Origin of the sequence: Amycolatopsis sp. DSM 110486 (assembly GCF_019468465.1) — a bacterium.
Lineage (GTDB): Bacteria > Actinomycetota > Actinomycetes > Mycobacteriales > Pseudonocardiaceae > Amycolatopsis.
Window position 1 is genome coordinate 8,398,053 of sequence record NZ_CP080519.1, and the last position, 24,928, is coordinate 8,422,980.

At 66.3% G+C, this 24,928-nt stretch carries 11 protein-coding genes and 1 pseudogene; 8 read left to right on the forward strand and 4 right to left on the reverse strand.

Annotated elements, in window-relative coordinates; translation table 11 throughout:
- Positions 1 to 563: 563 nt before the first annotated feature.
- Entirely contained in the window at positions 564 to 5,684 is a 5,121-nt protein-coding gene (mobF, locus tag K1T34_RS40545) for a MobF family relaxase (protein ID WP_255638832.1), read from the reverse strand.
- A gap of 571 nt (positions 5,685 to 6,255) precedes the next feature.
- Between mobF and K1T34_RS40550 the strand changes: the two genes are divergently transcribed.
- Positions 6,256 to 6,444 (forward strand): hypothetical protein, encoded by a 189-nt coding sequence (locus K1T34_RS40550; protein WP_220239980.1) that lies wholly within the window; start codon positions 6,256 to 6,258, stop codon positions 6,442 to 6,444.
- 143 nt (positions 6,445 to 6,587) lie between these two features.
- Here the strand turns inward: K1T34_RS40550 and K1T34_RS40555 are convergent.
- Positions 6,588 to 7,405 (reverse strand): IS5 family transposase gene (locus K1T34_RS40555; protein ID WP_220239981.1). Its coding sequence is split into 2 segments (ribosomal slippage): positions 6,588 to 7,063 and positions 7,063 to 7,405, totalling 819 coding nucleotides; the frame shifts between segments, so codons are not numbered across the junction.
- Between the two features lie 569 nt (positions 7,406 to 7,974).
- On the opposite strand from K1T34_RS40555, the gene K1T34_RS40560 reads away from it, so the two are divergent.
- From K1T34_RS40560 to K1T34_RS40580, 5 genes are all read left to right on the forward strand, one after another.
- Complete coding sequence (locus K1T34_RS40560) at positions 7,975 to 8,415, forward strand: hypothetical protein (protein ID WP_220239982.1); 441 nt, start codon at positions 7,975 to 7,977, stop codon at positions 8,413 to 8,415.
- Positions 8,416 to 8,449: 34 nt separating this feature from the next.
- Entirely contained in the window at positions 8,450 to 9,067 is a 618-nt protein-coding gene (locus tag K1T34_RS40565) for a hypothetical protein (RefSeq protein WP_220239983.1), read from the forward strand.
- 64 nt (positions 9,068 to 9,131) lie between these two features.
- The gene (locus tag K1T34_RS40570; RefSeq protein ID WP_220239984.1) at positions 9,132 to 10,247 is read left to right on the forward strand and encodes a LamG domain-containing protein; all 1,116 of its coding nucleotides are present in this window, start codon (positions 9,132 to 9,134) and stop codon (positions 10,245 to 10,247) included.
- Between the two features lie 50 nt (positions 10,248 to 10,297).
- Positions 10,298 to 17,080 (forward strand): RHS repeat-associated core domain-containing protein, encoded by a 6,783-nt coding sequence (locus K1T34_RS40575; protein ID WP_255637920.1) that lies wholly within the window; start codon positions 10,298 to 10,300, stop codon positions 17,078 to 17,080.
- Positions 17,070 to 17,501: a hypothetical protein gene (locus K1T34_RS40580; RefSeq protein WP_220239985.1), complete on the forward strand. Its 432-nt coding sequence runs from the start codon at positions 17,070 to 17,072 to the stop codon at positions 17,499 to 17,501. The genes K1T34_RS40575 and K1T34_RS40580 overlap by 11 nt, the downstream gene beginning before the upstream one ends.
- Positions 17,502 to 17,609: 108 nt before the next feature.
- Here the strand turns inward: K1T34_RS40580 and K1T34_RS40585 are convergent.
- Positions 17,610 to 18,199, reverse strand: a pseudogene (locus K1T34_RS40585) (hypothetical protein).
- Between the two features lie 274 nt (positions 18,200 to 18,473).
- On the opposite strand from K1T34_RS40585, the gene K1T34_RS40590 reads away from it, so the two are divergent.
- Together K1T34_RS40590 and K1T34_RS40595 are read left to right on the forward strand one after the other, a co-directional pair.
- The gene (locus K1T34_RS40590) at positions 18,474 to 18,839 is read left to right on the forward strand and encodes a hypothetical protein (protein WP_220239987.1); all 366 of its coding nucleotides are present in this window, start codon (positions 18,474 to 18,476) and stop codon (positions 18,837 to 18,839) included.
- A gap of 32 nt (positions 18,840 to 18,871) precedes the next feature.
- The gene (locus tag K1T34_RS40595) at positions 18,872 to 19,951 is read left to right on the forward strand and encodes an IS630 family transposase (protein WP_220239988.1); all 1,080 of its coding nucleotides are present in this window, start codon (positions 18,872 to 18,874) and stop codon (positions 19,949 to 19,951) included.
- 1,107 nt (positions 19,952 to 21,058) lie between these two features.
- Here the strand turns inward: K1T34_RS40595 and K1T34_RS54520 are convergent.
- Positions 21,059 to 24,787: a S8 family serine peptidase gene (locus K1T34_RS54520; RefSeq protein WP_220239989.1), complete on the reverse strand. Its 3,729-nt coding sequence runs from the start codon at positions 24,785 to 24,787 to the stop codon at positions 21,059 to 21,061.
- Positions 24,788 to 24,928 lie beyond the last annotated feature (141 nt).

A 24,928-nucleotide genomic window follows, 5' to 3' on the forward strand; every position in this document is an offset into this window, starting at 1 on the left:
AGCCGGGCTGGGGCAGTGCAGGACCAAGTGTCCGGGATTGCTGTGTTCGCGTACTTCGATCGGCGCGGTTCCGTTCAAGCCGTCGAAATCGGGCGGCCTCGGCAAGGCGTCGAAGTCCGTTACCGGGGGTCGACGTGTTCGCGACTCCCGTGGATGTGCTCGTCCCGATGTTGCGCAGCGGAACAGACGCGGTTGAACTTGAGAACGGGCACCCGTTTCGGGCTTCGCAGCTGTTGCTGTCGTTCTGGCGTGCGGCCGTGCCCGAAGACGAGGACGATCACGAGGGCCGGCACTTCGACTCGGTGCTCACCGCTCGTCCTGGGTATTTCGGGGAGCGAGGTTGACATCCGAGTCGGGGCTTCGCGGGCGCGGTTTGGGGCTCTCGCACACGGTACCTGCAAGCTCGAACGCGCGCTTGACTGTCAAGTAGTGCGGTGTACACGCCAGGCCCGTAGGGTGTGCCCGCGACGCGTCCGGATGGCCGTTTCGCGGGTTCGCGCTGTCTAGGTGAGTTAACCCTGCTTCGTGACAACTCCTTCTGCGAGCTATGCACTGCGTGCTGGTCAATATCCAAGGCCGCGCTGCTCGTGAGTCGAGTCGACGTCCAGGTTCGTGTTGAAGTCCTCGTCCGCGATGCCCTGGCTGCGTGGTTGCTCTGTGAGACTGCCGGACAGGCCGTGCGCGAGCCGGTCGCTGGCGAGATACCTCGCGCGGCCATGGTCGACTGCAGGAGGTAGATCTGGCAGCTCGCGGCCGTGAATTTCGTCGTGGCCGACGCGATGAGCGGCCGCGCCCGCGCTGAATTCCGTATCGAGACGCTCGTCGAACGGGCGGGGAAGGCGGTCACTCGGCACGAACACGGCGTCGGCCGGCGAGCTGAGCGAACGCCACCGCTCACGTAGACGGAGCCACTCGCGCGCCCGGGGGCCGTCGCCGTAGGGCATCGAGCCGAGTGGGTTGTCCGAGGCGACGGCTTTGATCCGGTAGGTCTCGCGATACGCAGCTACGTGCGTGACGGTTTCGTCCCAGACCGTGCCATCGCGCGGGTCGTCCGGCCGTGCGCCGAGGCTTTGTGCCCACGGTGGCGGCGAGGCCACCATCTCGGCCCGAAGAGCTGCTACACGATCGGCGATTTCGTCGTTGATCCTCGTGAGCCGGGGACCATGGGCGGCAGCGGGCGCGTCGGGGTCGGTCTGAGGGAGCCAGGGACGAGCAGGACGGTTCCTGCGTTCGCGCGTGGCTCGGCGCGTCAACTCGCCGACCAGCTCGTGGGCAACCGTGATCGGTCGCTGCGCCGGCGGTCCGCCCGTGTCGGTCGCAACGGTCGAAGCCGCGGCGTCGAGCGCCTCCCCGACGTCCACGCCGCTCAGGACGGCGCCTGCGGCGTGGCGCCACACGATGTCCCACGCGTCGTTGTCTACCTCGGCATCCGGGAGACGCCGGCCGACCGCTTCGCGCCACGAAGCGACGTCGGCTTCGTTGGGCGTTGCGGTTCGGGCCGGGGGTCGACGCGTCGACAAGTACCGGTGCAACGCCGCGATCAAGGCGGCGTCATGCGCCTCTGCCCAGCTGAAGTCGTTCCCGCGCGTCACCGCGTGGAGCACTCGTTCCGACTGCCAGCCGACGTCCTGGGCGTCGGCAAGGACCTTCACGAGACGTGCTTCTCCCGCCGTGTTCACGGTGCCGGGGACGTACCGAGCGAGCAGGTCAAGGTAGCGGGATTCGTCGCCGTCGTGCGCGAGCTGTTCGTATCGCGCGACGAGAAGGTCAAGGGTCTCGCTCGGAACGGCATCCTCGTCTGCGTCAAGATGGTCGAGGACGTCGTTCATCGTGAACGTTTCGCCGTGAACGGTGAACGTCTGTGCGTCCATTTGAGGGGTTTGTCGTGCCTGGTCAGGCACGGATGGGCCGACGCCGGACCAGCGCTGAGTGATGTCGGCCCACGCATGAGCTCGTGCTCCGTGACTTGCTGGTGCGGTGCCGAGGGGCTGACCAGGGTCTTCTTCCGTGATCCGGTACGTCTCCCGGTACGCCGCGGCGAGCCCGACCAGGTTGTCCCAGTCCCACGCGGCCAGCGGATCAGCCGGCCGAGGACCGAGTCCTCGAGCCCACGTCGGCGCTGTTCGGATGGCGTCGGCCCTGAGCTGTTCGATTCTGCTCTGAATGGCTTCGTTGACCTCCGACAGGTACTCGATCCGGCCGGGGTGTCGGCGCGCGTCGGCGAGGTCCGGGCGCGCTTGCCACGCGACGGCCGGGACGTGCACCTGTCCGCGCTCGGTCTGCTTGACCAACTCGTGGTCGAGGAGCTGTTCTGCCAGGAGGTGGTCGGGCATCGGATCGGCGCCCGAGCCGGTCGTATGCCGGATCGAGAGCTGGTGCGCAGCGGCGGTGAGAGCCACGTCGACGTCATGGCCTCGACCCAGCGCCCCGGCTGCCATCTTCCAGACGCGGTGCCAACCGACATCCTCGACCGCCGCTTCGGGCGCGATGGCGTCGATGATCGTTCTCCACCGAGTGACGTCCGCCGCGTCGGGATGGCCTGCGATAACAGGCTTGTGGTGTGCGGTGAGGTAGTTCTTGATCCGTGCGATCAACACGGCCGCCGCGTCGTCGGTCCCGGTGAGCGGCGGTCCGGCGGTCACCGTGGCGAGCAAGTGCTCGGCGTGCCAACCGGCGTCGCTCGCAATGCGCAGAGTCTGCACGAGAGCGGGTTCCGCCTCCTGCCCGAGCGTTTCGGGTGTATGTCGCGCCAGGGCCCCGAGGTACGTGTCCTCGTCGAGGTAGTGCGCGGCGTAGTTGTAGCGCTCGACCAGCGTGGCCATCGAGACCACGGATTCGAGGCTCTCGCGCAGTACTTCTGTGGCCGTCGGCTCGATGCTGGAGTGCTTGAGCACCCACTTGAGCACCTTGATGTAGCCCGGAATGATTCTGCCGTCGTCGGTCTCGGTGTCCTCGATGACGACCGTTTCCTGGTGCTGGTCCACGACGTGCAGGTCGGTCACGACGTACATGCAGTTCGACCACATGGCTCGGGTGACCGCGGGGTACAGCTGCTCGCGGGTCATGGTCTGAGGCACCACGGTGTGGCTGTTGCCGGAGCTCGTCATGCCCTGGACCCGGTTGACCGTTGTCGCGTAGGCCAGCTCGACGTAGGCGCGGACGTACCCGCGGGGCAGGGTGACCCGGGCGCCATGGTCGACGTGCTGAACTCTGAGTGAGCCGCCTTGGTCGACGTCGACGACCTTCCAGGTGTCGCCGTTCTTCACGAAATCGGAGCCCCTGAAGAACTTCAGCCGCCGTCGGTTCTTGCGGGTGACGACGAGGTCGCCCGTGCTGGCTTGGCTTCCGTCGTGGAGGTCGACCTCGTAGCCGACTGGCTTCGACTGCCGTCTCAGACGTTCCGCGCGGGCTTCCAGATTCAGGGCGACAGTGTCCTCGTTGGTCGGCACGATCAGCAACGACTGCTTGCCGGCCCGCAGGTCTCGGCGCCAACCGAACAGTGCGGCAGCCCGCATGGTTTCGATCGATCCGCCCTGAATGACGCCGGCCTCGTCGTAGTACGTGAGCCCCTCGGAGATTCCGTCCCGGATCAGCAGGGACGCCTTCGCCTGCTGCTTGGCGTCCTTGCCTTTGAACCGCACGACTTCGGAGAAGCGCACCGCACCCACGTCGAGCGAGATCAGGCGCACCGCGCCGCCCGCTTCCACAGCGGCGAGCTGGCGGTCGTCGCCGATGAGCCGGACGTCGGCGCCCCTCTTCAACGCGTAGGTCACCGCGGCGTGCAGGGTGTGGGTCCCCGCCATTGCGGCCTCGTCGACGATTAGCAGGTCACCGGGGCCGAGCGGGAACATCCGCTCGGCGAAGCCGTGTTCGATCGCCGTCGGGAGCTGGTGGAGGGTGTGGGGCGTCGCGTCGATCGAAGTACCGATCTCCTGCGCCGCCCGTGCGGATGGCCCGAACGCGTAGACCCGGCCGCCGTCTTGACTCCACAGCTCGGGCAGCAGCTTCATCGCGACGGTCTTGCCGGCGCCCGCAGGCGCGAGTGCGAGCTGCAGCCGCCGTCCCGACCGAGCGAACTGGCGGACCATGCGCTGCTGTCCGTCGTTGAGCGACGACCGCTTGAGCGCCCGGTCTACGGGCCGGCGCGCGAGTACGTGGCCGCCGCGTCGTTGCGCCCAGGCCACGAGGTCGCCTTCCTGGAACAAGGTCCGCGTCGTGGTGTAGCGCGTCGAGTTGTGGTTCTGGAACACGGATTCGCCGGAGCGGCGGCGGAGGAACGGGGCTTCGGCGACGAGCGTCGCCCCCTCCAGGGTGACGGTGCTCCGGGCAGACAGGACGGTCTCCACCACTTCCGTGACGACTTCCGGCCGACGTTCTGGGGCGATCTTGAGGTGGGCTGTCTGCCGGTGGGCCTCGTTCTCGAGGTGCCAGCGGGTGAAGTGGGCGTACTTCGCGGAGACCGCCGCGAGAGTGGCTGTCGCGAGGCCGGTGATGTCTCGGACGTTGTCTTCGCGGGCCGGCACACTGAACACCGATGCGCCGAGGTTCTCGATCATCGTGCTGGGCACGAGCGTGCGTGCGAATTCGACCCAGTCCGCGGCGTGCTCGTCGAGCGACTGCGGCGGCTGCTTGCCCGGCCGGCCGTCCAACTTGGCCGCACGGTCGATCTCGAAGATCTCCTTCGGGCGAGGCTCTCGCCCGTGGCGATCCCGGAAGTCGACGATTCGGCGGGCCCGGGCGGCTTCGAACTGCCGTGTTCGCTGGGAGAAGCCCTTGATCAGGGGGAGCGGCACCGTCGCCAGCTGCCAGATCTTGCGATTCTGATCGACGCCGTTGGCCGGTCGTTGTGACCACTTCGCCCCCTGCGCGCGGAACAGATCGCGCGTCCGTGAGTCGAAGAACTCAGACGCGGTGACGGCGCCCGCCAGCATGGGGCGCCCGTCGAGGGCGGTCCACTTGCCGTCTTCGGAGCGGCGAACTTTGGTCGAGATCAGCGCGTGGATGTGGAAATGAGGGTCTCCGCTCCGGGAGTCCCAATGCTCGAACGTCGCCACGGTGATGCCGTCGACGTCCACTTGGGCCTCACCTCGATTACCAGCTCGGGTGAAGGCGAGGTTCTGCTCGACGTACGTCAAGGTGTCGCGCGCGGCTTGTCGGACGAGGTTCGCGATCAGCTCGCGCTCGGCCGGTTGCGCGAGGGCCCAGGCGACGGAGACCGATTTGTCCGGAGCGAACACCATCTCAAAGCCGGAAACAGCCTGCTTCAGCTTCTTCTGCTCGCTCGCCAGCCACGCAGTCAGCTCGGCCGGATCGACGTCTCCGGATGCTCCCGTGGCGTCGCGGTACGCCTGCTCCTGCACAGAGTGCCGGATCTCGCGCCGCGTGTTGGCGTCGATCGGCGCCCCGACAGGACGGCCGTGCACGCGGTTGTATTCCTTGTACGCCCGAGAAGTCTTGCTCCGAAGCTGGTCGAGTCCGCTGTAGACGGGGAAATTTCGGCCGAGCTGTGTAGCTTTCAAGGCTTCGTCGGTGGTCGCGCCGCCTGCGATGAGCTCCGCTTCCATGGCGTCGGCGTTGGGATGGCGGCCTTCGCCGAACAACGCCTGCATCTGGACAGCGCTCACCTGGCCGGCGAGCCCCAATTCCTGCGCATTATGACCAGTGCCAGAACGATGCGACGATATCTGGCTTCGGCACTAATCTCCTGCAGGAGATATATGGCCTGGCCGGCGGCGACCTAGTAGGTGGCGTCACTTCAATCTTGCCCCTATACTCATTCTCTAGTGACGACGAGCTTGCTGACATGGAGGGTTCGCCGAGCCCTGAGGAGGGTATAGCGGCACTGGCCGCCGCGAGTGGGATACCGGTCCGGTCGGGGTCGGTTGAGGTAGGCTTCGGCGGGTCACTATATCATATAACAAAAAGTGACGCTAAAAGAATTCAAAACGCTGCGAACAAGATTGGGATTCCGATCGCGGTTCTTGGTAGTCGAGCAGCGGGGATGGGAGGACCGGAATCGGACTGGGACTATTCTGTACCTGGAATGAACAGTATAATGCGACGAAAAATTAAGAACTCTATACCTCGAGGGGATATAACATTGGGACGTAATCGTCAAGACCTGCTTCGGTCAGACCCCAACCCGAATACGCCGTACATCAAATTCTACCCGGAGGGAAATTGAATCACGCAACCATTATAGCTCAGCGGATTAACTTCTCGTTGGTTCAGCTTCCCGGCAGGAGCTTTCCTGCTTTGACGGTCCAGGGAGACTCGCTGAAGGCGATCGAACAGGCTGTCGACGAGCTGAAATCTCTCGTGGACCCGTCCGGTGAGTCCCATCTCGCTGCCTCGGTGGAAGAGGTGAGCGAATTGCTTTCTGCTTTTATCGAGGAATACGAGGATATGATGGCAGAGGCGAAGATCACGCTGCCGTATCAGTGACCGCTTGAGGCGGGATTCAGCCGGAGTTCGAGTCGTAAGCTGTCGGATGTTTTCGTCGAAGTAGGCGCTGTAGCAGACGTCCGGGGTGTCGCCGCCTTGTTCGTGGCCGCAGATGGCGCCGACGACGGTGCTAAGAGCGTGTCTCATGTGGTGAGTTTGCGGAGTTTCTTGTGGCAGGTGAGGCTGGCTCCGAGGATGAGGAAGGCGAGGAAGTGCTCGGCTTTGCGTTCGTAGCGCAGCGTCAGGCGTCGGTATCCGGTGAACCAGGCCATGGTCCGCTCGATCACCCAGCGATGCTTGCCGAGCTTGTCCTTGGATTCGACGCCTTTGCGGGCGATGCGGACCTTGATGCCGCGGTCGTGGACCCAGCACCGCAAGCCGGGCTGGTCGTAGGCCTTGTCGGCGTGCAGCTTGGCCGGCTTGCGCCGACGGGGACCGCGGCGGGATTTGATCGCCGGGATCGCCATCACCAGTGGTTTGAGCGCATGGGAGTCGTTCGTATTCGCGGCGGAGACCGCGACTGCGAGCGGCAGCCCGGCGCGGTCGGACAGGGCGTGGATCTTCGAGCCGGGCTTGCCGCGGTCCACCGGGCTGGGACCGGTCATAGATCCCCCCTTTTCGCCCGCACGCAGGCACCATCCACGATCGCGCGGCTCCAGTCGATGAGGCCCTCGCTGCCGAGTTCATCCAAGAGCGCGTGGTGCAACTGCCGCCACAGCCCGGCCTTGGTCCACTGGCCGAAGCGGCGGTGTGCGGTCTGGAACGCCACCCCGAACGACGGCGGCAGATCCCGCCATGCACACCCGCTGGTCAGCACGTACACGATCGCCGTGAACACCGCGCGAGCGTCCACCGGGGCAGTGCCACCGCCCTGCGGACGCGGCCCGAACACCGGGATCAACGGCTCCGCCAGCTCCCACAGTTCATCCGGCACCAACCGCAACGACAACCGATCAACCACAGCAAGATCATCACTCACCAACGACCGATCACCACGTAAGACACGCTCTAAGGCTGGTGGTCGGGTCCGGTGAGATGCCTCAGGTGCCGTCGGGGAAGTCGGACAGGCGATGCGTTGCTGGTGGGCCGGGGACTGCGTGGGGGTGTTCGTGCAGACGAAGGCGGCCTCGGCGGTGTCCGGGTAGTCGGTAAGGGTACAGCAGTGGAGGGCGTTGGAGAACAGGGCGCCGAAGGCCGGAGAAGCGGTGCCCGAGGGGATTGGCCCACGGTGTCGTCGTTGGCGTAGGAATCGCCGTTCATTTGATTCGGACGGCGAGCAGGTGGGTGGCGACGACGGTGAGCCGCGCGAGCGGTGGGCGACTGCATGCGGAACGTGGTGACCGTTCAACGGCCAGGGAGGGCCGCCGCGCACCGTTTCCCAGCGCGGGAACGATCGAGGCCGTCGATCCGGATGGTGACGTCGTGTTCCGGGGTGATGCCTCGAAGATGTGGGACTCGGCGGCACAGGCGCCCCAAATGCGATCCGCGGTGGCCGGCGATTCGCCCGCCACGCCAGGACAGGTGTCGACCATGGACGTCGAAGTGACGTCAGCGGCGACGACCGTGCGGCCGGACTACGAGTTCCTCACGGACCCTGCCCGCGTGTTCCCCGTGGTGATCGACCCCGAGTATTGGTGGGCCGGGGGCAAACGTAACCACGTCGTCGTCCAGGCTCCGTGGCCTGATGACCACAACTTCAACCGCACTGACGGAGACCTCGGCGACCTCAAGGCCGGCTACCAGGGCGGCTACATCTCCCGCTCCTACTTCGACTTCGATGTCTCCGCAATGCGGGGCAAGATCGTCAACCGCGCGGACATGCGGATGCGGGTCGTGAACTCCTACTCGTGCAACGGCGGGCCGACCGAACTGTGGCGGACCGGGCCGATCGACTGGGGCACGACCTGGAACCACCAGCCCGGCTGGCAGGCGAACCTCGGGTCCTTCACGAAGTCCAACAACGTCAAATAATGCGGCGGCCACCGGTGGCACGAGCTTGACGTTCATGGTCAAGGCAGCCGCGGAGAACGACCAGGACGACTGGCGCCGTCTGGCGCTCGACCCCGTGCTCGAGGTCAACTACAACTCGGTGCCGGGCCTGCCCGCCGACCTGGGCATGGAGGGCGGGCAGATCCCGTGTGCGTCCGGGGACGCTCGGCCGTTCGTCTTCACGCCCACGCCACGGCTGCGGGGGCGCGTGTCGGATCCCGACGGTGGCATGCTCACCGCCAGATTCTCCCTGCACAAGGGAAAGCTCGGCGCGAGCAGTGAGATCTGGTGGACCACCACCGCCAACATCCCCTCCGGCTCGTACGCCGAAGTCACCGTGCCGACCGGGCTGGTGACCGCCGAAGGTGTCTACAACTGGTCCATGTACGCCTCGGACGGCGGTGCGAACTCGATCTGGGTCGGCAACTGCGAGTTCGAAGTCGACAAGACCGCGCCCGGCTCGCCGTCGGTGACCTCCGACGGATTACCCCGGCGGTGGGAACACCCCAGCGGGTGGGATCGGTCAGACCGGGTCGTTCATCGTCGACGCAAACGGCAACCCGGATGTGCAGTACTTCCTGTGGTCGGTCACCGATCAGCAGAACGACGACCCGAAGACCAGGGTCAACGCTGACCGACTGGGTGGCTCAGGGGTCTTCAGGTGGACGCCGGAGACCGAGGGCCCGCAAACGGTGTTCGTGACCGTCGTGGACACCGCCCAGAGTTTCTCGGTCTCGGCCTGGGTGCGTCTCGACCAGATCGGCGCGTGGCCGTGCGCGGTCTCGCAGGACGGTAAGCGGACGAGCGGGTTCCAGCTGCAGGCGTCGCCCGATGGCAAGTGGTCGTTCGCGATGTTCGCGTCCGATGTGGACGGCGGCGGGCCCGTGCATACTCGCGCCATTTCGAACGAATCGGTGCAGACCGGTGCGTGGACGCATCTGACAGCGTCTTATGACCAGGCCGCGGGGCGGGTTCGTCTCTACGTCAACGGTGCCCTCGCAGCGGAGGCTGCGCACGCCGGCGCGTGGACAGCGACCGGCGACGTGCAAATCGTCGGCGCGCTCTGGAACGGCACTCGGGTGGACTACTTCCCCGGCGCGGTTGACGACGTGCGGCTGTACCAACGAGTCCTCGTGCCCAGCGAAGCCGCCGCGCTCGCCAACCAGTCGGTCCTGCGCGCGCACTACGCGTTCGACGAAGGATCCGGCGCCACCACGAAGGACGACGTGACCGGGAAGGACGCCGCCTTCACGGGTACCGCGGCGTGGACCGAGGCCGATGACGAGAAGGCAGCGAACTTCACCGGTCTCGCGGACAGTGGGTACGGCGCGGTGATCGGTCCTCGGCCGGAGCTGCGCACCGACCGCAGCTATACCGTATCGGCCTTCGTCCACCTGAACGCGGCCGACGACGCACCCCGGACCGCGGTGAGCCTGCGCGATGCCAATTATTCACCGTTCATGCTGCAGTACCGGCCCGAATTGAAGAAATGGTCGTTCCTCGTGTCGATCGGCGCGAACCAGGAAGGTGGCTGGTGGATCCCGGCCGAATCCGACGTGGTGACGGGGGAGTGGGTGCACCTCACCGGCGTCTACGACAACGCGGCCAAGGAAGCGCGCATCTACGTGAACGGCCGCTACGCCGGCCGGCTCGGCGGAGTCACCGGGTGGAACGGCACCGGTGAGCTCATGATCGGCGGAAGCGTGTGGGTCGGCAGGAACGTCGACCCGTTCAACGGGGCGGTTCGCGGGGTGCGCGTGTACTCGGGCACGTTGACCGACAACCAGATCAGGCAGCTTCCCGTCCAGGACTGAGCGCTTCACCAGCCTTCCTCATCCCCATCTCGAACTTCCGGGAGTCCGGCATGTCCAGAAGACGCTTCGTGCCCGCGATCGCGCTGGCCCTGGCTGCGGTGATGACGGCGACGACGACGCAGGCGGTACCGGCTGCGGCGGCGGACCCGAACTACGTCCACCTGCCCGAGCTGCAGGAGGAGAAGTCCGTACCGGGTGAGCCTGTTCCGGTGCGACCGTTGCCGGTGAACGCGGTGGATGCGGCGGTTGCCAAACCGGAAGCGGCGGTGAAGTGGCCGGGAGCGGGTACTGCGGAGGTCGCGCTAGATGGCACCGCGGTGGCACGGACCACCGGCGCCACACCCGTGTTCCGCAAAGCCGGTGCTCTCCCTGTCTCCGTCGCGGCGGAGGGCGGGTCCGGTCAGGCGCGTGCAGCAGCCGGCTCCGCGAGGGTGAAGGTGGACACCTTCGAACAGGCGCTGGCGGCTGATGCCGGGATAGCGGGGTTGGTGCTGGGCGTCGCGGATGCCGGTGGCGCGGCCGGCCGGGCGCTGGACGTCAAGGTCGACTACCGCGACTTCGCCACGGCGTTCGGCGGTGACTACGGCTCGCGTCTCAGGCTTGTGTCGCTGCCCGAATGCGCGGCGACGACGCCGGGGAAACCCGAATGCCGGGTGGCTCAGCCGGTCGAGACGTCGAACGATGTGAAGGCGGGGACCGTGACCGCCAAGGTGACGTTGCCCGCGAACGGACGCTCGGGGACGTCGCGAGCACTACTGGCGGCCACCGCTGCGCCTTCCGGCGCGGGAGGTTCGTTCGGGGCCACCGCGCTCTCTCCGGCGGGCTCGTGGTCGGCCGGTGGCTCGAGCGGCGACTTCACGTACTCGGTCCCTCTTCGCGTTCCGCCGCCCGCGGTTGGCGTGGCTCCGAAGCTCGGGCTGGGGTATTCCTCTGGCACAGTCGACGGCCGCACCAGCGCGACCAACAACCAAGCGGCCGCACCGGGTGATGGCTGGGAGCTGTCCGCGGGTGGGTTCATCGAGCGTCGCTACAAAGCCTGCGCCGAGGATCTCGGCGGCAGCCAGGGCGATCGCAAGACCGGTGATCTCTGCTGGGCGACGGACAACGCGGTGCTGCACCTCAACGGCGTGTCGGCAGAGCTGGTCAAGGACCAGAAGACGGGTGTATGGCGCCCGAAGCAGGACGACGGTTCGAAGATCGAGCGCTTGACCGGCGCGGTGAACGGTGACGACGACGGCGAGCACTGGAAGGTCACCGGCAACGACGGCACGCAGTACTTCCTGGGCCTGAACCGCCTGCCTGGCTGGGAGGCCGGCAAGCCGGAGACGAACTCGGCGTTCACCGTGCCGGTGTTCGGCAACAACAGCGGCGAGCCGTGTGCGAAGGCCACGTTCGGTGAGTCGTGGTGTCAGCAGGCCTACCGGTGGAACCTCGACTACGTCCTCGACACCAACGGCAACGCGACCACCTACTACTACGACACCGAGACCAACTTCTACGGCCGCGACATGGACCCTGCCAAGGGCACGTCCTACGTCGCCGACGGCAGCATTCGCCGCATTGAGTACGGGCTGCGTGGCGAGGCGCTGTTCGCGCCGGCTCCGGCACGGGTGTGGTTCGACACTGCCGAAAGGTGCTTGCCGACGAGCACCTTCGCCTGCAATCCGGACCAGCTCACCAAGGACACCGCGAAGTCCTGGCCCGACGTGCCGTTCGACCGAATCTGCGCAGCGGGGCAGACGTGTGACAATCGCACCTCGCCGGCGTTCTTCAGCCGGAAGCGGCTCGTGAAGGTCCTCACCCAGGTCCGTCGCGACGACGTCATCGGGGCCGCCCAGTGGCGCGACGTCGACCAGTGGACCCTCCGTCACGAGTTCCCCGACACCGGCGACGGCCTGTCGCCCGCGCTGTGGCTGGCCGGCATCCGACACACCGGCCTTGCGGGCGTGGCCAAGCCCGAGGACGGCGTCGCCCTGCCGGAGATGGTGTTCCACGGGCTGGCCAAAGCCAACCGGGTGACCACACCTGGCGACGGGCTGCCTCCGATCACCCGGTACCGCATCGAGCGTGTACAGAACGAGGCCGGCGGCATCACCGAGGTCAAGTACTCCGATCCCGAGTGCGTGTCCGGGCAGGCCATGCCGGCCAACCCCGAGACGAACACGATGCGGTGTTTCCCCAGCTGGTGGCTTCCGGAATTCGGGTACGACGCGGTGCTCGGCTGGTTCAACAAGTACGTCGTCACCGCCGTCACCGAGGACGACCGCACGGGTGGCTCGGCCCTGAAGAAGACGTTCTACGACTACCTCGGCGGAGCCGCTTGGCACTTCGACGACGCCGAGTTCTCCGATATGGCGCACCGGACCTGGTCGCAGTGGCGTGGGTACGGCGAGGTTCGTACCACCGTCGGTGAGCCGGGCCAGACGCAATCCGTCACGGTCGAGCGTTTCCTCCGTGGGATGGACGGCGACCGACTTCCGAACGGAGGAAAACGGCCGGTCACCGTCGAGGATTCCGAGGGAGGGAAGGTCACCGACGCTGAAGCTCTCGCGGGCTTCAGCCTGGAATCCCAGTCCTACGACGGGCAAAAGCTCGTCTCCGCCTCGGTCAAGGATCCGTGGCTGCACGGTCCGACCGCGACGGCGGGCGACGAACAGGCGTTCATGACCAACATCGCCGCGACCCGTGGCAGGACGTTGCTGGGCGACGGCTCGTGGCGGCGGACCAAGGTGATCAACGCCTTCGACGACCACGGCAACGTGATCCAGACTGAAGACCTCGGCGACGCAGCGGTACAAGGCGACGAAACCTGTGCCCGGACCAAGTACGCCACCAACGACGCGGCACACATCCTGACTCGTCCGGCATCAGTCCGGACGATCTCCCTTCCCTGTACGGCGGGTGAGGGTGGGCCGGCTGATGTGATCAGTGAGATCCGCCAGAGCTATGACAGCGCGGAGCCCGGAGCGGCGCCATCGAAGGGCAACCTCACCGCGACCGAACGCTGGACCGGCAGCGAATGGCAGCTCACGCAAGGAACTGCCTACGACGAGTTCGGTCGTCCGACCGAGGTGACCAATTCCGAGGGCGAGAAGGTCACGACAACCTACTCGCCTGGACCGGAGTTCGGGCTCCACACCGTGACCAAGAAGGACCCGATGGGGTTCACCTCGACCACGACGATGGACCCCGCGCACGGTCTCACGACGTCCGACGTGGACATCAGCGGTCTTCGCGCGGACATGGACTACGACGCTCTCGGCCGCGTGGTGCGCAGCTGGGCACCCGGCCGCTCCAAAGCGGACGGCAAGCCACCGACGAGCACCTACGAGTACGAGTACCACATCGACGCACCGACGGTGGTCATCTCGTCGTCACTGCAGGAGAACGGCAAGTACACACCGTCGTACACGCTCTACGACGGACTCCTGCGAGAGCGCCAGACCCAGTTGCCGGCCGTCGGTGGCGGAAGGATCGTCAACGACTTCTTCTTCGACTCCCGCGGTCTGCAGTCGAAGGTCAATGGCGCGTACTACAACGCTGATGTTGCAGGCAAATCCGTCCTTGGGGCTCTCGACAACGCCGTGCCGAACCAGACAGTGACGACGTTCGACGCCCTCGCGCGCGAAACCGCAGTTGTCTTCCGGTCCCTGGCGGTCGAGAAGTGGCGAACGACGTCTACGTACGAAGGGGACCGTGTCACGACAGTGCCACCCGTCGGTGGGACGACGACAACGGTCCTCCGCGACGCACACGGCCAGGCAACCGAAAAGCGGCAGTACCACGGCCGTGACGTCTCCGATGACTACGACAGCACCAAGTACGAGTACGACGTGCGCGGCTTGCAGACCGCGGTGACCGGGCCGGACGGGGCGCGCTGGTCCTACGAGTACGACAAGCTCGGGCGCAAGGTGGCCGACCACGACCCCGATCACGGCGACAGCCGATACACCTACACAGCCCTCGATCAGCTTGAGACCACGACCGACGCCCGGGGAATGATCGTCCGCACCGAGTACGACAAGCTCGGCCGCACCACGGCGCAGTACGAGCGCACTGGTCCGAACGCGGCCGAAGCAAAGGTCGCCGAGTGGACTTACGACGGGATCAAGCCAGGTCTGACGGACAGCTCCACGCGCTACTCCGACAACAAGGCCTACACGAAGAAGATCGTCAGCGTCGACGCCGCCAACCGGCCTACGCAGACGTCAGTCGTGGTGCCTGACGGCGAAGGGAAACTCACCGGCACCTACACGTTCAAAACCGCCTACGACCCGAACACGGGCCACGTCATCTCCCGCACGCAGCCGGCCGCGGGTGGTCTCGACGCCGAGTTCATCACGTACTCGTACAACGAACTGGGGCTGCCGACCGAGACACTCGGCACCGAGACCTACATCCCCGAACACCTGTACTCGAAGTACGGCGAGACGCTGCGCCTGACCATGGGCGAAGGCTCGAAGAAGGTCTACACCTCGATGTTCTACGAGGAGGGTACGCGGCGGCTCAACGGCGTCGATGTGCAGCGCAACCTCGAGAGCGGTACCTACCTCGCGAAGCGTTCGTTCGAGTACGACCCCGCAGGCAACATCACCCGCCTGGCCGACGCCCCACCCGGTGCTCCGGCCGACGTCCAGTGCTTCGCTTACGACAACTTGAAGCGGATGACCAGCGCCTTCACTCCGGCCAGCGCGAACTGCGCCGACCAGCCGTCGGTTGCGGGTCTCGGCGGGGCTGCACCGTATTGGCACGAGTACCACTACGACAAGGCCGGCAACCGGTCGTCGGAGGTCGACCACGCGGCGGCCGGCGACACGACGCGCACGTACGCGTACGGCGACTCCGACGGCTCCCAGCCGCACACCCTCCGTTCGGTGACGGAGACCGGGCCCCGCGGCACGGCGAAGGACACGTTCGGCTACGACGCACTGGGAAACACGACCAGCCGGGACGTCGCCGGTGACCCGCAGACCCTCGACTGGGACGCGCAGGGCCGCCTCGAGAAGGTCACCGAGCACGACGGGCGTACCTCGAAGTACGTGTACGACGCCGACGGCGAGCGGCTGATCAAGCGTGAATCCGGCATCACGACGCTCTACCTCGACGGCATGGAGCTCGTGCTCCAGAACACGACCAAGGAGCTCACCGCACGTCGGTACTACGACCACGGCGGTGCCGACGTCGCCGTGCGGACGTCCGAGAACGGCGGCGGTCTGTCCTGGTTGATGGACGATCACCAGGGCACGACCTCGATGACCGTGGACGCTCGCACGCTGGAGGCCAAGTCGCGCCGCCAGGACCCGTTCGGCAATCCGCGTGGTGATCAGCCTTCGTCGTGGGCCGATGACAAGGGCTTCGTCGGCGGCGCCAAGGACGAGAGCGGCCTGACGAACCTCGGCGCACGCGAGTACGACCCCGAAACCGGACGTTTTATTTCCGCCGATCCGGTAATGGATCTCGACGACCCACAGCAGCTCAACGGATACGCCTACGCAAACAACTCGCCGGTCACGAACTCGGACCCGAACGGCCTGTTCTGGAAGACAGTGTCGGTCCAGAAGAGGATGGCCGTCACCGTCATGCTGTGGGCGCTGGTCGCGGCCTCATTGTTCTTCCCCGTGCTCATGCTGGTCGCGGTCACCTACTGGGTTGTGCAGGTGTTCGTCTACCGCATCTGGATCGACCCGCCGTGGGGTATCGGAGGCGGGGGCGGCGACGCGTCGGCTCACGACCAGGCACTGAAGGACGCAGGCCTGAGCCAAGCCGAGTACGAGGAGGCGAAGAAGGCCGCTGCGGACAAGCGCAGCTGGGTCGACATCGCCATCCAGGTCGGGGGTGACATCCTGCAGGAGATCATCGGTGTGAAGGGCATCGTCGACAACTGCATCAAGGACTTCAACCTCGCCGCCTGCGGCTGGGAAGTCCTGACGGCGCTGCCCTGGGGCAAGATCCTCAAGGGCGGGAAGATCGTCGAGAAGATCGTCACCGCGTTCAAGGACACGCTGTCGTGGATCCGCCGCCGGGACAAAGCCATGGCCGACCTGCGAGCCGTGGAGAGCGCCGAGCAACGCCTGTCCAGTGTGACCGGATGCAACAGCTTCACGCCAGGAACGCTGGTGCTGATGGCCGACGGCGCCAGAAAGCCCATCGAGCAGGTAAAGCTCGACGATCTAGTCCTCGCGACTGAGCCAAAATCGGGCCGTTCGACGCCTCGGCAGGTGGTCGGCACGATTGTTGGTAAGGGCGAAAAGCAACTGGTTCGGATCTCCTTCTCCAGTGGCTCCGCGGTAATTTCCACAGCTGGGCACCCATTCTGGTCGCCAGAGAAGAACGATTGGACCGAGGCTGGAAATCTCCGGCCTGATATGACGGTGCAGGAAAGGGGAAATAGTAATGAGCGAATTTCTAATGTGACTCACTATCGGGCAAGTGGTGAGGTTTACAACCTCACTGTTGACCGCGATCACACGTACTACGTTGTGGCGGGAGAGGATTCAGCTCTTACTCACAACTCCGCGAGCGAAAAGGACGTGTGCGACCTGACGATTGGGCCTGGACTATGGGCGAGGGAAGGGGTTGCGCTGCCGAACGGTAACATCAGGGCGCCAGGGGTCCAGGATCTCATCAACGAGGCTGGTGATCGATATGGGTGTCATACTTGCGGGGCTACCAGTCCGGGAACGCCAAACGGGAACTGGGTACGCGACCATCAGCCACCGAAGGCTAGTGTGCCGGCGGGCACCCCGTTTACCGGGTACCCTCAGTGTGTAGCCTGCATGTACCGCCAGGGCGGAATCGTTGGACAGTTGAAAAAGGGTCGATATGACTTCTGATGGATTTCTCGGGCAGAACCTCCCTGATGAGGTCTACGGAGGATCGCTGACGGCATTTTTCGGGCACGGAATACTCGTGCTGGAAGATGTTTCTAGTGAGGCTCATCATTCTTCATGGGATCCCGATGTGGAAGCCTTGCATCTCGACGCGGACTCTCTTTATGTTGAAGTGGGGGCTTCGGTTGTCGGCCCGGTGCGAGTGGATCTATTTGTTGATGAACCACCTGAAATCTTTGTGGATGGCCTGATTGTAAGGCTGCAGACCGTTCTGGAGACTCCGTCCTTGACGGTGCGAATACGCGATTCTGATGACCAGGCATCGATGAAAGTCGACGTATTGGGCGGAGTTCAGGATATGACTGTGTACACGAACGGCAGCGACTGGGTTGATCGTGTTGTCATCGTGCTTATTGCGCGATGATTAAACTGTGCCATGACTCATTATTGCGGCGAATTTAAAGCCGAGTGCGTGACAGGTGACTGGTGCGTACGCCAGGGGGTATGAACGTGGGTGAGGTTCGGGTGACGATTATGCTTTGAAGGAGTGGGTTGCGACGTCGGCTGAGCTTGGATCAGCTGGTTGACTGTTCGGTCGATTTTCCGGCGGTCGAACAGGTCGCCGATCCACCGGTTCAGGGCGTCCCTCAACGGTTCCTCGCGCGGATAGATCGTGGGCGGGTGCGTGAGGAGGGCCGGCGACCCGGGGGTCAGGGTCCGTGCCGGGCATCGGTAGTACATGCCGCTGTAGGCGCGCCCCGACATTGCAAGTCAGCGGTTCGAGGTCGCCGTCGCCCAGAATCTCGTGGCGGTGCTTGGCCTCCCGGAGGACGTACTCGCGCGTAGCGAGGACCAGCAGCTTCCCCGGCGTCTTCCGGATGCGGCTCAGGATCCCGAGCAGCCGGCGGTCCTCGTTCTTCCCGAGATGGTGGTCGAGGGTGATCTCGCCGAGGAAGTCGTCGTAGAAGAACAGCTGCGGGTTTCCGAGAGCCACAGTTTGTCGATTTCGCCGATTTCCCGCGTCACGTCCTCGACCTGGTAGCCCTGTTCCAGGCGGCCACGGGCCAGCATCTTCGCGAGGGTCGACTTTCCGATGCCCGGGATGCCCGCCAGGGGACAGATCGACTCCCAGTCGAGGGTTTCGCGGGCCGCGTCGAAGCTGGGCGCCCGGACGAACGCCTACGCGGCGTCGTCGAGCTCGCCGACCAGGTCTTCTGACCGGATCAACGCGTCCTGGTTCAGGGCCGCCTGCATCCGCGTCGCGGAGAGCAGTCGGAGGCACAGCCGTTTGGATTCCCATCGGCGTGTGTCTTGCCGTGTATGGCAAGCAGCTGCGGCCGAGCGGTTAGTTCGGTTGCGAGGCAGTCGATGGCGATCCCCGGGGGCGCAACTCGCCGTGCTGCGGCGCCTCGTGCCGGACGAGCAGATGCCGATCAACGTCGTCTTCGCGACCTTCGAGGTGGAGATCATGCCGCCGGCCCGGCTGCCGTCGGCCAGCGCGGCGCTGACGTTTGCCGAGCGAGTCGATCATTGCGTAGACCTCGGCCTCGCCGAGTCCCGGAGGTTCGCCGGCCCTCATCAGTTCTGCCTGAGCGGCCCCTCGATCGGCTTGCGCCCGGTTGAGGTCGACCACGCGTCTGCGTCGCCATCGACCACCGACGCGCCGATCTCGCGCACAACTCCGCACCATGGAGTTCGTGTGGTCCGTACGACGCGGACGGGCATCCTATCGACGGAACTAGTGTTGCGTGTCGTTGATTGATTTACGTCTGTGGTGTTGAGAGAATCACAGTCATGTACGTGGCCTCGGCGTTGGAGTTGCGTGATGGTGATCGGGAACGGCTTCGGGCGGTGACCAGGTCCACGACGGCTTCGGCTGGGCTTGTCCAGCGGGCCAGGATCGTGTTGCTGGCCTCCGATGGTGTTCCCAATACTGAGATCGCTGCCCGAACCGGCTCGACGAGGCCGACGGTGCTCAAGTGGCGTGGCCGCTACGAGCACGCCGGAATCGTCGGCTTGGGTGACCTGCCGCGGCCAGGGCGGGCGCCGGAGATCGACGAGGTCTCCGTGCTAGCGGAAACCTTGGCAGACAAGGGGAAACCACCGGCAGAGTTGGGGGTGACGCACTGGTCGTCACGGCTGATGGCGACTCGGCTGGGAATCTCCTTCGCGACGGTGGCGCGGATCTGGCGGAAGTGGAACATTCAGCCCCATCGGATCGAGACATTCAAGTTCTCCACCGACCCCGAACTGGAGCCCAAGATCCGCGATGTCGTGGGTCTGTATCTCAACCCTCCGGCGAACGCGGTCGTGGTCAGCGTAGACGAGAAATCCCAAATCCAAGCCCTGGACCGGACCCAGCTGGCGTTGCCGCTGCGCCCGGGACTGCCCGAACGACAAACCCACGACTACGTCCGCCACGGCACCACCACCCTCTTCGCCGCGCTGGAGGTCGCCACCGGCAGGATCAGCGCCGACGCCTGCTATCCGCGCCACAGCAACGTCGAGTTCCTTGCCTTCCTCAAAAGAGTCGCCAAGGCCCACCCGCGGGTCAAGCTGCACATCGTGGTCGACAACTACGCCACCCACAAACACCCCGAGATCCAAAAGTGGCTGGACAAGAACACGCGGATCACCCTGCACTTCACGCCCACCAGCTGCTCCTGGCTGAACATGGTCGAAATCTTCTTCGGCATCATCACCCGCCAAGCCATCCGCCGCGGCACCTTCACCAGCGTCAGCAACCTCGAAACCGCCATCCGCGACTTCATCGACGCCTACAACGACCGCGCCAAACCCTTCACCTGGACCGCCACCGACGACGACATCATCACCAAAATCAACCGTAAAATTACTTCAGACACGCGACACTAGGATCAGCACCGACGCGGCACTGGACGCTGCCGAGAAGTGGCTCGGTCCCGGCGGCTACTTCGAACCGGAGTGAAATTGGAATCACGAATCGAATTCGATCAGTACGTTCTGGGCGAGGGCTTGAAGTTCCGTTGGGACGACGGTTTTGCCCTGGACGTGACCATCGATGGATCAGCGGTACTTGTCCGGGGCAACCCTGCGGGGCTGAGGTCGCTTGCGCGCCACCTGCTCACACTGGCTCAAGAGTCAGTCCCCGCCGGATCTCACCTACATCTCACGGGAGGTTCCGAACTCGACGGTGACGCTGACCTCGTTGTCGAACGCGCTGATTTGTGACGGCCACGTCTCGGCCGGCAGCTACAGCAACGGCTGTCAACTCCTGAAGGACACGCGGAAGACGAAGGCCCGACCATTTCGACTGAGCAGGATCCCAGCGGCTTGTTGTTCCGCAATCGTGACTACACCGATTGGAGGACTGTGACACTTTCTCGGATCCCGGTGGTTCGGTGTCCGTCGTTGCCTACTCGTTGTTTGGTAGCGGCGGCCATTGGGTCGGTCACGGGCGCCGGTGTTGTCGAAGCGCAGTGGTTGTCAGCAGTCTGATGAAGATGGACGGTTCCCGCGTTCGCGCGTGGCTCTTCGCCTCAACTCGCCGACCAGCTCGTGGGCGACCGTGATCGGTCGCTGCGCCGGTGCCCACCCGAACCAGGTTCCGCACCACCCCGTCGGGCGGCGGCGCCTGGCCGGCGACTACCTGGGCCAGAGTCGACTCCGCCCAGGTGGGGCCAGTGTCCGTACCCACGGCCGACCCGCCGGCCCGGCAGGACGCCGCCATCTCGAGGACCGTCGTCGCCGTGTCCATTCACCCTTCACGAAGCTCAGGCCGGTGCCCGGTTTCCGAGCAGTGCCAGGAATGTCTTCTCTCGACGGCCAATCGCGCCAGAAAGTGTTTTCACCAAAGCGAATCAGGCCGAGCGTCCATCTCGGACACCCAGCCTGACGGAAACGCCCTGCCCGGAATGAGAGGATGCCGTACGCCGTGAAGGGCGCTTTCGGGTTGTCCAGCGTCCCGAAAGCGCCTTTCACGGCCGGCAGGTGATCAGCTGCTCATTGCTGCCAGGGGTCGACGTAGGCGATGGTGGTCATCTCCACCTCCACGCCGGTCTCGAGGCTGCCCGCCGTGGCGCTCTGGCCGGTCACGTAGAACCGGACGCCGTCCTTCTTCGTGGTCATGGCGATCGCGTGGGCGCCGTCCGGGCCGCCGGCCAGGCCGTCGTACCGGCCGAGCCATGCCTGCCTGCCGGTGGCCGCGTCGTAGGCGATCGTCACGTAGTCGCTGCCCGCGCCGCTATCCGCGCTCGTGCCGGTGATGACCACCTTCTTGCCGTCGGGTGTGACCACGATGCCCGATGACGTGTCGTCTTGGTGGGCCTTGCCGTCGAACCGCTGGAGCCACAGCCGCCTGCCGGTGCGCTCGTCGTAGGCGACCGTGGTCATGTCGAACCCGGTGCCTGCGCCCTCCGTGTTGCCCGTGACGTACACCCGGCCCTGGGAAGCCGTGATGGCGTACGGGTTGTCGGTGGCGTGTCCCGGGCCGTCGTAGTTGTCCGACCACCGCACGGCGCCGGTGCGGGTGTCGTACGCGATGGTCGTCAGGTCGACCGCCGTCGCGCCCTCGGTGCTCGCACCGGTCACGATGACCGAACGGCCGTCCTCCGACACCGTCATCGCGGACGGCATGTCGTAGCCGTGCGTCGGGCTGTCGTACCGGGCCACCCACTTCTGCTTGCCGGTGGCCGTGTCGTAGGCGACCGTGCCCCAGTCGTAGCCGGTCTCGGTCGGCCCCGGGCTCTGCCCGCTGACGAAGACCGTCCTGCCGTCCGGGGCCAGGGCGATCATCCGGGCGTCGTCGGTCGCCTTGCCCGCGCCGTCGTAGGTCGTGGCCCAGACCTGCCTGCCGGTGGTGGCGTCGTAGGCGGCGGTGAAGAAATCGTCGATGCCGCCGTCCGCGAGGGTCGTCATGCCCGTGACGTACACGCGCCTGCCGTCCTGGCTCACCACGATCCCGTTGCTCCAGGCAGTGAAGGCGCCCGGGCCGGTGTACCGCACCTCCCACTTCTGCCTGCCCGTCGCGGCGTCGTAGGCGATGGTGACGGCGTCGTTGCCGGTGGCGTCCGCGGCCGTGGCTCCCGTGACGTACAGCGTCCGCCCGTCCGGGCTCACCTGCATGTCGTGGGGCTCGGCGTACGTGCCTGCCGGGCCCGCGTACTTCGCCGACCACAGCTCGGCACCCGTCTTCGCGTCGTGGGCGACCGTGGCGATGCTCAGGTTGTACTGCCCGGGCGCCGAGCCGTAGTTGAGGCCGGTCACGAAAACCCGCTTGCCGTCGGGCGCGAGGACGACCTGCTCACCCGAGTCCTGCACGCCCGCGACGCCGTGATCCGCGGTCCACGCCTGGGCGACCGGGCGGACCACCATCGGGATCCGTACCTTGTGCCGGGCGTCGCGCCAGGTCAGCTGGCCGGAGACGTACGTGTTGACGGCCGCGCTGGTCCGGGTGAACGTCACGGTGAACGACTTCGTCTCGCCTCCACGCAGCGTGAGCCGGTCGGGCTTGACCTTCACCGACACGCCGGGCAGACCCGTCACCACCGGGGTGTACGTCGTCTGGTCGCGGCCGACGTTGGTCACCGAGCGCGTCACCGTCTGCGTGCCCGGCAAGCGCCCGATGGAGATCGACGGCGTGTTCAGGTCGCTGGGGTCGAACGACTTTCCCTTCTTCGCCTCGGCGTCGCAGGCGGTCTGGGTCACGCCTTTGGTGGTGTCGCACAGGAACGCGATCCAGTCGTCGGCGCCGCTGTCGAAGACCAGCCCCGGGTCCACGGCGCTGTTGGGCACGACGTGCCCGGCGCCCTGTGCGAACGCGACCGCCGGGTCGCTGCCCGGCCCGTCGAGGACATCGCTGCCGGTCGTCATCATCGCCGACTTGACGGCCATCGGCGACCAGTCCGGGTGCCGCTGCTTGAGCAGCGCCGCGAGCCCGGCGACGTGCGGTGCCGACATCGACGTGCCGCTCATGAGGTTGAAGTCCAGGCCGCCCTGTCCCGGCGGCGCGACCGCGGCGAGGATGTCCTGCCCGGGTGCCGTGAGGTCGGGCTTGAGCAGGTCACCGCCCGCGGCCGTGGACGGCCCGCGCGAGGAGAACGCGGCGATGTACGGCGCGGGCGTGTTGTAGGAGATCGTGGCCGCCGAGACCGACGCCGTGGCACCGGGCGTGGCGGCGTACGCCTGGATCGCAGCCTGGTTCGTGGCCGTCAGGTGCACGGTCGGCACGGCGTGGACGTCGGCGACGAGCCCGTCGTCGTCCGGGGTCGTGTTGACGAGGATCATGCCGACGCCGCCGGCCTCCTTCACCGCGCGGCTCTTGTTGATGCGTGCGTTGTTGCCCCGCTCGCAGACGACGATCTTCCCCGTCACCTTGGCGGGGTCGAGCACGGGCGTGCCGCCGTTGTCGACCGCGGCGTAACAGAGCCTCGCGAGCTGGTCGCTGGCCGTCGACTGCCCGGTCGTGGCCGCTCCGGAGTAGACGAGCGGCGCCGGGCCGGCCGCGGTGGTCGCGAGTGACGCGCCGGTGTGGGTGGTGCCGTCGCCGAGGGTGGCGGTGGCGGTCGTGCTCCGGTTGTGGGTGCTCGCGGCGACCGTCGTCACCCACGGCGACGGGTGAGCGACCGTCGTGGCCGCCGGGCCGCTGTTTCCCGCGGAGGCCGAGACGAAGACCCCGGCCTCGGCCGCGGCGAGGAACGCGATCTCAATCGGGTCGAGCAGGTCGGTCGTGGTCCCCGAGACGGAGAAGTTGAGCACGTCGACACCGTCGGCCACGGCCTGGTCGATGGCGGCGACGATGTCGGAGGTGGCACCCGAGGCGGTCGAGCCGTCCTCGCTGGACCACAGCGCCTTGTAGGCGGCGATCCGGGCGCGCGGCGCCATGCCGGTGATCGCACCGAGCACGGACATCGGGCCGGTAGCCGCCACGCCGTGGTTGCCGCCCGCGGTCGAAGCGGTATGGGTGCCGTGCCCGTTGTAGTCACGCGGGGAGGGGAACTCCCACGGCATCGCGCTCGTGACACCCGCGTCGCCGCCCCACGCCGCGTCGAAGTGCCGCGCGGCGACGATCTTGCCTGTGCAGTCGTCCGGCTGCCACGAGGCGTTCGCGACCGTTTCGCACGTGCCGTGGAAGTCGCTCAGCGGCGCGTACATCTTCCCATCGGTGTCGGGGTTGGCGAAGCTCGCGCTGTCGGGCCAGATGCCGCTGTCGATCACGCCGATGACCAGGCCCTCGCCCGCGCCTTCCGGGCCCTGCATCTGGTCCCACAGCCCGCCCGGCTTGTCCAGACCGAGGAAGCCGGCGGTCGACGAGGTCTGCGTGGTGACCTTCCGGTCGGCGGTGACCGCGACGACGTCGGGCATCGCCCGCAGCTGCGCGGCCTGCGCGCCGGTCAGGTCGGCCGCGAACCCGTCGAAGGAGTAGACGTAGGTGCTGCGCTTCTTCGCGCCCACCGCCCGCGCCGCCTGGTCCTGCCGGCCCCGGACGTGGTCGGCGTACTCCGCGACTTGCGCCGACCTGGGGTTGACCTTGCGGCCGCGAGCCGGCTTGGTCGGCGGCAGCCCGGCGACGCCACCGTCGTAGGCGACGACGGGATCCAGCGCCATCTGGACGATATAGGTCTGCCGCGCCGCGGCGGTGCCGGGTTCGGCCGCGGCGGCGACGGGCGTCACCGCCGACGCCACCACCGCGACCGCCACGGCGGCCGGCAGCCACCGCCGGGCTCTGGACATTGTGGACCGTTCCATCGCTCACCCTCCGCGTCGAGAATTTCGCTGACGCTAGCGACGGACCACCCGGGTGCCATCCGTACCGCACACGGAAGAATGGCGGTAACCTAGGCCGACCAGGGAGAACGCGGCATGAGTGAGGTT

What these genes read in the sequence shown, in the direction of transcription:
- K1T34_RS40560 (WP_220239982.1), top strand. Translation starts at nt 7,975, where the DNA reads ATGGACGTCGAAGTGACGTCAGCGGCGACGACCGTGCGGCCGGACTAC.
- K1T34_RS40565 (WP_220239983.1), top strand. Translation starts at nt 8,450, where the DNA reads ATGGTCAAGGCAGCCGCGGAGAACGACCAGGACGACTGGCGCCGTCTG.
- K1T34_RS40575 (WP_255637920.1), top strand. Translation starts at nt 10,298, where the DNA reads ATGTCCAGAAGACGCTTCGTGCCCGCGATCGCGCTGGCCCTGGCTGCG.
- K1T34_RS40580 (WP_220239985.1), top strand. Translation starts at nt 17,070, where the DNA reads ATGACTTCTGATGGATTTCTCGGGCAGAACCTCCCTGATGAGGTCTAC.
- K1T34_RS40595 (WP_220239988.1), top strand. Translation starts at nt 18,872, where the DNA reads ATGTACGTGGCCTCGGCGTTGGAGTTGCGTGATGGTGATCGGGAACGG.
- K1T34_RS54520 (WP_220239989.1), bottom strand. Translation starts at nt 24,787, where the DNA reads ATGTCCAGAGCCCGGCGGTGGCTGCCGGCCGCCGTGGCGGTCGCGGTG.